At 61.7% G+C, this 12,077-nt stretch carries 8 protein-coding genes; 4 read left to right on the forward strand and 4 right to left on the reverse strand.

Annotated elements, in window-relative coordinates; genetic code table 11:
* Nucleotides 1–83: 83 nt before the first annotated feature.
* The gene (locus KMZ29_RS02360; RefSeq protein ID WP_215622306.1) at nt 84–1,817 is read right to left on the reverse strand and encodes a hypothetical protein; all 1,734 of its coding nucleotides are present in this window, start codon (nt 1,815–1,817) and stop codon (nt 84–86) included.
* A gap of 456 nt (nt 1,818–2,273) precedes the next feature.
* On the opposite strand from KMZ29_RS02360, the gene KMZ29_RS02365 reads away from it, so the two are divergent.
* Complete coding sequence (locus KMZ29_RS02365; RefSeq protein ID WP_215622307.1) at nt 2,274–3,134, forward strand: caspase family protein; 861 nt, start codon at nt 2,274–2,276, stop codon at nt 3,132–3,134.
* Nucleotides 3,135–3,343: 209 nt separating this feature from the next.
* Here the strand turns inward: KMZ29_RS02365 and KMZ29_RS02370 are convergent, their stop codons facing one another.
* Both KMZ29_RS02370 and KMZ29_RS02375 read right to left on the reverse strand, forming a co-directional pair.
* The gene (locus KMZ29_RS02370) at nt 3,344–3,625 is read right to left on the reverse strand and encodes a GIY-YIG nuclease family protein (RefSeq protein WP_215622308.1); all 282 of its coding nucleotides are present in this window, start codon (nt 3,623–3,625) and stop codon (nt 3,344–3,346) included.
* Between the two features lie 232 nt (nt 3,626–3,857).
* The gene (locus KMZ29_RS02375) at nt 3,858–4,760 is read right to left on the reverse strand and encodes an efflux RND transporter periplasmic adaptor subunit (protein WP_215622309.1); all 903 of its coding nucleotides are present in this window, start codon (nt 4,758–4,760) and stop codon (nt 3,858–3,860) included.
* A 401-nt stretch (nt 4,761–5,161) separates the two neighbouring features.
* On the opposite strand from KMZ29_RS02375, the gene KMZ29_RS02380 reads away from it, so the two are divergent.
* From KMZ29_RS02380 to KMZ29_RS02390, 3 genes are all read left to right on the forward strand, one after another.
* Nucleotides 5,162–8,263, forward strand: coding sequence for an HsdM family class I SAM-dependent methyltransferase (locus KMZ29_RS02380; RefSeq protein ID WP_215622310.1), 3,102 nt, complete (start codon nt 5,162–5,164; stop codon nt 8,261–8,263).
* The gene (locus KMZ29_RS02385) at nt 8,260–8,955 is read left to right on the forward strand and encodes a Fis family transcriptional regulator (protein ID WP_215622311.1); all 696 of its coding nucleotides are present in this window, start codon (nt 8,260–8,262) and stop codon (nt 8,953–8,955) included. The genes KMZ29_RS02380 and KMZ29_RS02385 overlap by 4 nt, the downstream gene beginning before the upstream one ends.
* A 72-nt stretch (nt 8,956–9,027) precedes the next feature.
* Nucleotides 9,028–9,354: a transcriptional regulator gene (locus KMZ29_RS02390; RefSeq protein ID WP_215622312.1), complete on the forward strand. Its 327-nt coding sequence runs from the start codon at nt 9,028–9,030 to the stop codon at nt 9,352–9,354.
* A gap of 139 nt (nt 9,355–9,493) precedes the next feature.
* Here KMZ29_RS02390 and KMZ29_RS02395 read toward each other — a convergent pair whose 3' ends face one another.
* A complete protein-coding gene (locus KMZ29_RS02395) occupies nt 9,494–11,956 on the reverse strand; it encodes an adenylate/guanylate cyclase domain-containing protein (protein ID WP_215624107.1) in 2,463 nt (820 codons plus the stop codon).
* Between the last annotated feature and the right edge of the window lie 121 nt (nt 11,957–12,077).

The following is a 12,077-nucleotide window of genomic DNA, read 5'->3' on the forward strand; positions in this document are numbered from 1 at the left end:
TGGCTCCAGACCCGGCCGCTATCCACTCCCCATGGAATCTTCGTCGCTTGCGCTCCTCGCAATGACGGCTAGTGGTTCAGGTCCTACGCTCTTGCCTCCATCATCGCCTTTCGCGCCAGCGCCAGTCCCATCAGCACGAAGGCCGAGGTGACCTCGGGGCCGCCGACCAGGATGCGGGTCGGGGTCTTCATCTTGTTCCACTCATAGGCCTTGAACGGCCCATGCCGGCCGCCTTCGCCGAGACCGCCGACGATGCAATGCAGTGCTGCGGTGAAGGTCGCGGGGTCGGCGCCGAGATGGCCGAGCGCGATCAGCGCCAGTGCGGCGTCGAACGCGTTCATCTCGTGGGCGGTGAGCTCGGTCTGCACATAGGCCAGCACCCGGCCGCGGATGAAATCGAAGCTGTCGTCGGGATCGATCGCGCGCTGCGCGGCAGGAGGCAGCGCGATGAAGGCGGCGTAGCAGCGGCCGAAATAGGCGCAGTAGAGTTCCGGCAGGTAATAGATATGCGAGCGCGGATCGGCGAAGGCGCCGCTTGCGGCCAGCCGCTTCTGGAAACCGATGATGCGCTGCACGGTCTTCAGCCGCGCCGGCGTCTCCAGCACCTTCCACCGCGCCAGGTTGCGGAAACTGACCTCGAGGATGTCGAGATTGAGCGTCGGGTCGAGATCGTTGCCGAAGGGACGTTCGCCTTCGAGATTGTCGATCCAGGTGACGACGCCGCCCTCGTAATCGATGTTGTCGTTGAGCGGCACCGTCACCTTGGGCTCGTTGGCGCCTGCCGTGACCTGATAGCCGGCATAGAAATCGAGCAGCGGCTGGTCGAGGATCGGATCGGTGCAGCCCGCCTGCGTCGCCGCCGAGAACGAACAGGCGGTGGTGTCGCAATCCGGCACGTAGATGCCGAAGCCGAGGTCCTGCTTGATCTGGGCGAAGAACTTCGAGAACCGCGGATGCGGCAGCGGCGCCAGCGCGGTGATCACGTTGAAGGCCGCGCCGTCATGGGCGCGCACTTCCTCGCGGCTGGTGGCAAGGCAGAACTCGACCATGTCGGCGATCGCGCGCCGCGACGCGCCGGCCTGATCCTCCGAGGCCAGCCCGGTCTCGACGAAGCTCAGCAGCGCCTCGGTGAAGAAGGCGTCGTAATAGGCCGAGCGGTGCCGGATCTGCATCGGCTCCCACATCGGCTCGGCGATGCCTTTCCACGGCGGGTTGATCAGCGCGCGCGCCGGCGAGCGGGCGATGAAGGTCCGCGCCAGGTTGAACAGCAAGGTCGAATTCTTGTAGCCGCGCGAATTGAGCCCGGTCAGCGCCATCGCCATTTCGCGGCCGCGCAGGTCGGGATCGCCGATCAGGTTGAAGGCGGCATAGGTCGGGATGAAGCCGTTGCGCCCGAACGATTTCAACAGATGCTCGCCGCAGCTGCGGATCGCGCCGTCGATCCTGGCGAGATCGGGCGCGCGCGACGGCGGCGGCGCTGCCCTCGGCCGGGGATGATTGAGCTCGATGGTGTCCAGCAGTTCGGCGACCGGCGCGCCGATTGCGGCCCAGTCCGGCGTCTCGTCGTCGCGCGCCTGCCGCAGGGCCGCGCGCAAGGTCCGCAGCTTCGGCTCGTCGCGCAATTCGGAAAGCCCGGTCCGGCGCAGCAGCGGCCGCAGCGCCGGATTGCCGAGCGCGGTGCGATAGAACTTGCCGAGATGCGGGTCGCCGCCGGCGTATTTCAGCAGCAGGGGATCGCACACATCGTAGAGGGACGGGCCGTCCTTCCGGGCCGTCAGCGCGCGGAAGGCGGCGCCGGCGATGCTGTGCAAGGTCATGAGGTTTCTCTCGGAGCTTCTTTGTCGCGGTCCGTTTCGCACGTCCCGCCAGGCTGCCTGGAACACCGCTGACCGCGCGGCTGCCGCCTTCGAAACCCTGCACGCCCTGAATTTTCAAGTTATTCGAAAAACTATACGAAGGCCCGCGAATTACAAATGTGACCGACGTCACAGCGAAAAAGCGCGATCTGGCGGCAATCTCGGCCCAATAAAGCAGCACGACGGGAAACGTAACTCACTGTAGTATCGAAGGAATTTACATCAACCCCGCGGTCCGCAGGGGCCCATTCGCCAAACGAGGTTGCCGGAAATGCCCCTACAGGCTAAAGCTTTCCCTGTTGCAGCGCCGCAAATTGAGCGCAATTGGGCGGCAAACCCCCGGCAACCCCTCAAACCTAATTGGCGTTGACGCGACTAACGGAGCGCGGCTGCGCCGATGAGCAGGAATGAACCGAGATGAAGTTCTGGCATATCAGCATCTCCCGCCGCTCGCTCACCATTGCCGCTGCACTGGTCGGCGTGCTGTCGCTGGCGATCGGCGCCCATGCCGCGCTGAACAAGCGCGCGCTCGATGCGGCCAAGGCGATCGCCTCGGAGCAGGGCGCTGATACCGCCGGCAAGGCTTCCAGGATCGCGCTCGTCATCGGCAACGGCCATTATCCCGACGCCAATGCGCCGCTGGCCCAGCCGATCAACGACGCCCGCGCGCTGACCGCGAGCCTGCGCCAGTCCGGTTTCGACGTCGACGTCATCGAAGACGCCACCAAGGACGACATGCGCCGCGCCGTCGCCCGGATGAAATCCAGGATCAAGAAGGATTCCGTGGTGATGCTGTTCTTCGGCGGCTATGGCGTGCAGGCCGGCCGCGAGAGCTACATGATCCCGGTCGATGCCAAGATCTGGAAGGAATTCGACGTGCGCCGCGACGGCGTCAGCGTCGAATCCGTGCTGTCGGCGATGAAGGAGCAGGGCGCCCGCGCCAAGCTCGTCGTGATCGACGCCTCCCGCCGCAACCCCTATGAGCGCCGCTTCCGCGCCTATTCCCACGGCCTCGCCCCGATCGTCGCTCCCGACAACGCGCTGATCCTGTCCTCGGCCACGCCGGGCAAGGTCGCCGACGATTCGAAAGCGCCCAACAGCGTGCTGATGACCGAGCTGCTCACGCATCTCAACCCGGAGCTGACCGGCATCGAGGCCGCCTTCAACAAGACCCGCATCGCCATCTCCCGCGCATCCGAAGGCGAGCAGGTGCCCTCGGTGTCGTCGTCCCTGCTCGAAGACGTCACCTTCGCTGCCATGGCGAATGCTGGCAGCTGAACCCCGTCGTCCCTGCGAACGTAGCCGGTTAAACAAGCGAAACTCCATCAGCACGTCGTCCCTGCGAACGCAGGGACCCATACTCTGCGGCCCCAATTGTTTGGCGTGGTGGATATTGCCTTCATCTATTATCGGCATCGGTGGTTATGGGTCCCTGCGTTCGCAGGGACGACGATAGTGGTGTGTTGCTTCGCAGGGGCGACGGATCGCTAAATAATCAAATCGCTGAGATCGCGCCATTCGAGATTCTCGCGCTCGATCAGCTCGATCTTCCAGTCGCGTTTCCATCGCTTCAATTGCTTCTCCCGCGTGATCGCCTCGTCCGCGCGCTCGTAGGATTCGACATAAACGAGCCGGTAAACGCCGTAGGCCTTGACGAACGAGGAGCCCTCGCCGTTGCGATGCTGTTCCAGCCGCTTCCGCAGCGAATTGGTCACCCCGATATACAGGGTGCCGTGACGCCGGCTCGCGAGAATGTAGACGTAATACATGCTCGAAACACACTTACAGCGAACTACATCCGTCGTCGCGGCGAGAGCGCCGCTGACTGGTAGCGCACCCTCTCAACCCGTCGTCCCTGCGAACGCAGGGACCCATACGCCGCGGCCCCTCGGTTTAGGCGCCGGCGGACGACGGCTTCCTTGAATCGCCAACACGTGCTTATGGGCCCCTGCGTTCGCAGGGGCGACGATAGTTGGTTGTCCCGTAGGGGCGACATAACCCCTACTTCTTCGCGCCCGCCGCGCTCATCGCCACCGGCCGCACCGGATCGCCTTCGCGCAACAGCGCGCCGGCGCGGGCCACCACGGTGTCGCCTTCCTGCAGCCCCTCGCGGATTTCGACCTGGCCGGCCGACATCAGGCCGACCTCCACCCGCTTGGTCTCGACCCGCGCCCGCCGCACCACCTGCACCACGGTGCCGGCCGAGCCGTAGAGGATCGCGGTCAGCGGCACCGAGATGCCGCAGCTCTGCCCGGTCTTGATCAGCGCGCGGCCGGACGAATTCACCAACAGCCGCCGCGGCAGCACCACCGAGACGAACACCTGGCCGAGCTGGCTGTTGGGCTCGATGGTCGAGGCCACCCGCCGCACCTTGCCCTCGACCTCGCCGGCGCCGATGATCTTGATCCGCGCGGTCTGGTTTACCGCGAGTTTGGAAATATCCCGCACCGGCACCATGCCGACCAGGTCGAATTCGCTGCGCGCGATGATGGAAAACAGCGCCTCGCCCTTGCCCCCTGCGATCGAGCCGATCACCGCCGAGGACGTCGAGATCAGCCCGGCCACCGGCGACTGCACCACCTGCATGCCGCCCTCGGGCAGCGCCAGCCGGGCCAGCGCCTGGCCGGCGGTGACGGTGTCGCCCGGCTCGGCCAGGATTTCGGAAACCTTCAGGCCCGGCCGCTCCGGCCGCACCGACGTCTCCTCCCGCGCGATCAGGATGCCGGAAACCTCGACGATATCGGAGAAACAGGCCTTGGCCGCCTTGAACACCGTGACCGCGGCGCCCTTCGGCGCGGCCTCGGGCTCCTCGGCGGCGAGGGCGGGGGAGGCGAGAAAGAGCAGGGCGGCGAGGGTGGGGGCGAGGAGGTGGCGTGAGGCGTGGTGTGCGGGAAAATTGTTCATCGGCAATCCAGTCCCGTTTGGGGGCCTATCGATATCAGAAGGGGGGCTCGGACGCCAAGCGGTATGGCCCCCATGTGGGTGAAGCGCTTACCCCTCGCCGACATGGCCGGGCTTCATCCCTCCGATGCTGTCTTTGATTCCAATGAAGCGAAAGGGGTAGCTTATTAGCGCTGCCACTCAAAGAGTTCGGTTGCCGCATAGCAAGATCGGACGTTCGAATTCGCCAGCTTCCGCGTGGACGGCTGATCGACCCCGCACAATGCCATCGCTCCGGTTGTTTGGCAGTATGCTCCGGCCGATTCGTGCTTGGCTTGCGGGAATGCTTCCTTCGGCAACTTTGTGTCGATAGGATGTTAATCCGTGGGAACTAGAATTCGTCCGCATCGGGTTGGAAAGTGGGTATGGCAGGTACTGAACTCAATCAGTGGATGACGGCTCTGGGCTACAACTTGGCCTCGGACTCGATGCACCGCGCCAGTTCCCAGCTTCGAGCCCGTCATCCGTATGCTCCCGAATTGCTTGATCTGTTGAACCCGGCCGGTGAAATTCGCGCTGAGGCGGTGTTCGATGTCGAAGGCGTTCCGACGGTCTGTTTCTTCGTTGACGATGGATCGTTGATAAACGATGCGCATCGTTTGGCGGAGATTCGGCAGCGCATTTGGAATCAGAACCTCATTTCCTTGATCTTGATCTTGACTCCGACGCACCTCGTGCCGGTGCCTGTCACTCGCAAGGTGCCGGCCGCCGATCCCATTCTCAAATCACAAGTTCGTCCGGATGGCCCGCTCTCGTGTGCGGACATTCAATCCGGGGATGTATGGTCCCGTTTCAAGTCATGGTTTCAGGTCGATGATCGTGTCGACCGGAAGCTGCTGTCGAATCTGCGCGTTACAGTACGTGAACTCTGCGAGAAAAAACGCGGACAATTGGCGATCGACGACGCTCAATACTTAGTCTCTCAACTGCTATTTGTTTCCTATCTCGAACATCGTGGAATTGTTGGTGATCGCTACAGGGCTGAACGAAAGGTGGGTCGTCTATTCGATCTTATTCAAACTCGAAACCGACAAGGCGTTGTTCGTCTGCTCGGCAAACTGAAATCAGACTTCAATGGCGACTTCCTAGAGCCGAAGGTCGGCTCGAAAGACCTATGGCTCGACCTCCAAGACAGCAGTTTCGAGGTGCTCCTGGCATTCCTCGCCGCAAACGATATGGAGACCGGACAGCTCAGCATTTGGCCTTACAATTTCCGTTTCATCCCCGTCGAACTGCTGTCTGGCATATACGAAGCGTTTCTCGGAAAGGAGTCGCAGAGAAAGGCTGCTGCGTTTTACACGCCCCGTCATCTGGCCAACCTCGTCGTTGATCAAGCGCTAAACGACTCCGTCGATCTGCTGAGTGAGCGTATCTACGACGGCGCCTGCGGGTCGGGCATCTTACTAACAACTGCTTTCCGAAGAATAATCGGTGAAGCTGAAGCCCGAAAGAAAGGGGCGCAGGTCTCGCTATCCGAACGTATTGCACTGCTCAGGAGTTGCATCTTCGGAAGCGATATCAGTGATTCTGCTTGTCGCGTAACCGCATTCAGTCTCTACCTGTCGCTACTTGAACGGTTGGAGCCGACAGATATTGCGGCGTTGTGTGACGACGAAAACGTAAAGCTACCAAACCTGCGCGGCTCCAATCTATTTGGTGGCCCACAGGCGGGCGAATTCTTTTCTCGCAAGAATCCTCTAGTCAAACGCGGCGGCTTCACGTTGTTTCTCAGCAATCCGCCCTGGGTTGAGCCAAAGCAGAACGAAAGCTCAGCTGCCGACGATTGGGCGGCGGAAGAGGGCGCGCCACGTGCGCTGCGCCAACTAGCTGCTGATTTTGCTTGGCGGGCGGTGGATTGCCTTTCGCCGTCGGGTCGACTGTGTATGATTCTTCCAATGAGCCTTTTGTTGAAACCTACGAGTCAGGAATTCCTGACCGAGTGGTTGCAACGCATTAAGTGGCACCGCGTCATCAATTTCGGTGATCTCAAAGAACTACTCTTCGATCAGGGCCGTAAATCCTGCGTCGTTTTGATCGGTACACCAAGGCCCGAGAACGAAAATGCTAGATGGATAATCCCCCCGAACGAAATATTCGAGTATTGGGTGCCGAAGGCAGATGTGAGCCTCGCCTTCGGTCGCCTCACACTCCATAGCGGCGACCGACATCGGGTGCAGACGCAAGCGATCGCGCTGTCCAACAAGCAGTTGACGACACGAATGTGGGGTGACGACTTTGATTTGGCTCTCTGGGCCGATTTGCGTCTGCGAGGCACGTTCAATGACCTTGTCTCGGGTTCGAATAGACGGTGGGCTCGTCGAAAAGGATTTCATCGCACCGATAACGCCGTACCTGCCGACAAATGGGTTAGCAGCAAACCGCTTTGGGAAATGATGTTTGTTCGGCCGGGCGATCTTTATCACAATGTCGTTCCTGATTTGTCGAGCAGACGTGCTTTTCCAAAAGGCGAAATCCAAAGAGTGCCCAAACTTAGTGCTGAAGTGCTGGATGCATTCGACGGCCCGCGGATTTTGTTTCCAGATGGTCCGTCGCCAGACCTCGAGATTCGCGCTGCATTTATCGATAAGCCTGCGTCTTTCATGAGCAGCGTAGGTGTCATCGCGGGCCCCATGGAAGATGCCGATTATCTCCGTTTTGCAACCGTTTTCTTGCGTTCGGATCTCGTTAGATATTTTATGGTGACGCAGCTCTACCAGCTCCTGAGCGACCGCGACCGAGTCTCGCTTAGCGACGTGGGCAACTTTCCATTTTATCTGCCTGAACGGCATCCTGATCCCGCGAGAGCAAGAAAGATCGTCAAAGAGTTGGCGGGCTACGTTCAAGAAATTGAGAACACGAGCGTGTTGATGCGTAGCCATCGGTGGGAGACGCTGCGGCCGATCGCAGAGACGAAGTTATTGGAGTATTTTGGGCTAAGTGAATCAGCTCAGGCAATTGTCAAAGAAACGATCGAGGTCGTTCTTCCCGCAATCCGCCCTTATGGCATGTCAGACGTATTTGAACGTGCTGGAAGACGGCCGTCAAATGATGCGATACGATCTTACGTGGGAACGCTCATCGCCGAGTTGGAATCATGGCGTGACGCACGAAAAGGGAAGGGCAAATTTTCGGTTGAGGTGCTGCTGACAATCCGGGAGAGGTCCGGCCCGTTTGGTATTGTTCGTGTCCATGTGGGCTCGAGCAGGAAGAGCAAGGCGGAGATTCAAAGAAAGGAAGCTGCGGCGAACAGTGCTATTGCAGAGTTGCAGGCTCGCAAATTGCTGCCGATGTCGCTTTCAGAAGATTTGTATTTCGTTGCTGATACGGTCATTGTAGCTGACGATACAGTGTTTCTCGTAAAGCCACAGAATGAGCGTGCTTGGTTACGCCGGCAAGCATTGCGAGATGCCGAGCGAATCGTCGAAACAACGACGCGTCCCGCTGCGCTAGCTCAGGACGTGGCATGACGAAGTCGGGCAGCTGGCTTTCGGCATTTCCCCAAGAGGACGTTCGAGTCGCGGTCGACGCTTTGCGCGGAGTATGGGCGGAGCTCACGACGCTGAGCCCAGAAACATTTCACGCCGACGCAAAAGAACCCCGATTAACCGAATTACTGTGCGAGCATATTCGGTCGGTCTTTAAGACGCGCACGAAGCTTACCGGACAGTGGAGTTACGAGAGAAGAATCGGCAAGATCAAGCAACGCAAGGGCGGCGGTGTTGAAATTGCTGATAGAAGGCGCACAGACATCGAATATTTCTCTGATCGATACGATCCAGCACTTGAGCTCGTATTTGAATTCAAGAAAATCAACGGAAAGGCCGCGCGCAGGAATACATATGTAGGTTCAGACGGAATGCTTCGCTTTGTAACTGGCAGCTATAGTGTCAAGCAACCGCTTGCGGTCATGGTCGGAATTTTGACTGATAAGGAAACGGCCTGCGTAAAGCCTCTTATTGATCTGCTGAAAACGCCAGAGCTAATGACGTCGTTGCAGATGAAGCCGGCGCCTTCCGAATCGCTGAAGGTTCCATCGCTCATTTTGCCAAGAATCGCTCAATTTGACACGGAGCATCAACGCGCGGCAGAGCTCGCGGCGGAGCACGGGACGATAACCATCGCCCATCTGTTCCTTGGTTTTCCCGTTGCGACAACGTAGTAGAGTGCGGTCGCTTGGGGTTGCAGTATGCTATGTGGCATGAACCATCCAATCCGAACAAGGGAGCAAGCAATGCCCCTGACCAGAAGCTTTCGCGAGACGGTGCAGGCGCGCGCTCGCCGCGACATCAAATTCCGGCAGGCCTTGCTTGCCGAGGCGATGCAGGCGTTGCTCGATGGTAATCTCGACGAAGGGCGCGCCACGCTGCGCTCGTGCATCAACGCCACCGTCGGTTTCGAAAAACTCGGCGCCGCGCTCGGCCGGTCGCCCAAGAGCCTGATGCGCATGTTCGGGCCATCGGGCAACCCTACGGCCGAAAACCTGCTCGGCGTCATCGGCGTGCTGCAGGAGAAAACGGGCGTTCGCCTGCAGGTGCGCGCGGTCGCCGACGCGGCCTGACGGGAAGCTGCCTACCCCCGATTTTCCGAAATTACGCCCTCCGAGCCGGGCATTTTACTTTGCATGGGGTCGTTTTGCGATTTTTTGTTGAGGCCCTGCGGTAGGCGCTGCGTCTGGGGCGGGAGGCGGCGCGCTTAAGTCACGACGGCAGCTTCCGTCGCCGGTCCGCCACGGGCTGCGCTTCTTTCGCCGCCGCCGCGCCTTCTTCCTTCCAGCGCAAAATCTCCACCGCCAGGATCGGATGGTTGAAGCCCTTCAGCGTCAGATCTTCCAGCTGCCGGCCTTCGGCCCATGGCTCGACCATGCCGAACACGCGCTGGCTGACCACGATCTGGCCGGCCTTGGCTTCGTCACACAGCCGCGAGGCGAGGTTGGTGACGCTGCCGATCGCGGCGTATTCGAGCCGCTGCTCGAAGCCGATCTGGCCGAGCGTCGCATAGCCGAGCGCGATGCCGACGCCGAAGCCAAGACTATGCCCGCGGTTGCGCCACTTCTGCGTCAGCTGGCCGATGGTGTCGCGCATCTCGACCGCCATCTTCACCGCGCGCTTGACGTGATCGTCGAACTGGATCGGCGCGTTGAACAGGATCATCACGCCGTCGCCGGCATAGCGGTCGAGCGTGCCCTCGTAGCGGAAGATCAGCTCGCCGAGCGCGGCGTGATATTCGCGCAGCACGTTCATCGCCTCTTCCGGCTCGGTCGCCTCGGTGAAGGCGGTGAAGCCGCGCAGGTCGCAGAACACCACGGTGACTTCGCGGCGGTGGCTGTCGAGCAGCGAATCATGGCCGTCGGAGGAGGCGATCAGCTGCGCCACCTGCGGCGGCAGGAAGCGCTCCAGCCTTCGGATGCGCTCGATCTCGCCGAGCTGCTTCTCGACCCGCTCCTCCAGCGACTTGTTCCAGTTCTTGAGCTGCTCGGTCTGTTCCTGCAGTTTGGCCGCCTGCTGCTGCACGGTGGTGTGCGCGGTTTCCAGTTCGCGGCCCTTCGCGTCGACTTCGGTGAACAGCCGCGCATTGCGCATCGCCAGCACCGACTGGTGTGCGAACGTCTTCATCAGCCCGATCAGATTGGGCGAGAATTCGCCGGCCGCGCGGCGCAGCACCACCAGCGAGCCCAGGATGCCTTTTTGATCGACCAGCGGCACCACCAGCACGGAATGAAAGCCGGCCTCGGCCGCGACGTCGCGCAGCCGATCTTCGGCAACGCTCGCGAGATCGGGGATCGCGATCGGCTCGCCCTGGCTTGCGGCCTGGCCGAGCACGCTGGAATCCTGGTCGATCTGCAGGTGCCGGCCTTCGGCCGTCTTGTCGATGCCGATCGCCTCGGTCAGGTTGAATCGCTGTCTGGTCGCGTCGTAGCCGTAGATCAGCACGGCGTCGGCATGGGTGATTTCCAGCGCGCGCGCCGCCACCGTCGGCAGCACCGCGTTGAGATCGAGCGAGGACGACACCGCGCGGCCGACCTCCTCGAGCACCTTGAGCTCGTTGATCGAGCGCGCCAGGTCGCGGGTGCGCTCCTCGACCTTGGTCTCGAGGCCCTCATAGGTCTCCTGCAGCCGGCCGGCCATGCTGTTGAACTGGTCGGACAGTTCTTCCAGTTCGTCCTTGGTGTGCACCTCGATGCGGTGGCTGAAATCGCCGGCGCCGAGCCGCCGCGCGCCGGCGCGCAGCGCGGTGATCGGAATCAGCATCCGCCGCGCCAGCACCGTGCCGGCGAGGATCGCAACCAGCAGGCCGAGCGCGATCAACAGCGCGCTCCGCACCAGCTGGTCCCGGATCGGCGCCAGCGCCTGCGCGGTCGGCTGCTCGAACAGCACGTACCAGCCGAGTTTCGGCACCGCGCTCGATGTCGTCAGCACCGCCTGGCCGTCGATGCCGGTGCCCGAGGTGGGCGGCACGCCGTCCGGCTTCAGCAGGGCGGCGACCTGCGGCAGGGCGGCGAGTTCCCTGCCGACCTCCGGGCCCTTCGAGCCTGCCAGCACCTGGCCGCGCGCATCGGCCACATAGGCGTAAGCGGCCTTGCCGACCTGGGCGTCGCCGAGGAAATCGTTGAGAAAGCGCAGGTCGATCTCGGCCAGCGTCACCCCGGCGTTGAAGCCGGAATGCGACACCGCGATCGACATGAAGGGGCGCGAGCCGACGAAATAGGCCGGCGCGAAGATGACCCCCTTGGCGGCGGTTTCGGAAAAGCGGATGTCGCGGGAAAAGTCGGCGTTGCTGTTGGTCGAGATCGTCGTGCGCGTCAGCCGCAGCTGCTCGCGGCCGCTGCCGTTGAGGAAGGAAAGCTGGCTCACCGCCGGCACCTGGTTCAGAAGCTGGGCGTAGTCGGAGCGGTGCTGTTCCAGCGTGGTCGCGCTGGCGCGGGTCACCCAGCTGATCTGCCGTTCCAGCTCCGAAATCGCCTGCTCGATCCGCAGCGCGGTGGCTTCCGCCTTCTCGCCCATCGCGTCGACCAGCGCGACCCGGGTGCCGCGATAGCTGATCCAGGTCTCCATCGCGCCGTTGACGGCCAGCACGAACACCACGAGCCCGACCAGCGCGGCGACGTATTTGGCGAACAGGCCTTCGCGGAGAAACCAGATTTTGTCCCTGACGCCGTTCATCCAGATCCTCATGCGCTCCCCATCAGAGGTTTGCGCTCAGCCGGGCTGTGTTTAGCACAATTCGAGGGGGTTGGCCGGGCTGTCGGCCAGCGTGGTTAGCCGCCATTTTGGCTAGCGGGGG

This window comes from Bradyrhizobium sediminis (assembly GCF_018736085.1).
In the GTDB taxonomy this organism is placed as follows: Bacteria; Pseudomonadota; Alphaproteobacteria; order Rhizobiales; family Xanthobacteraceae; genus Bradyrhizobium; species Bradyrhizobium sediminis.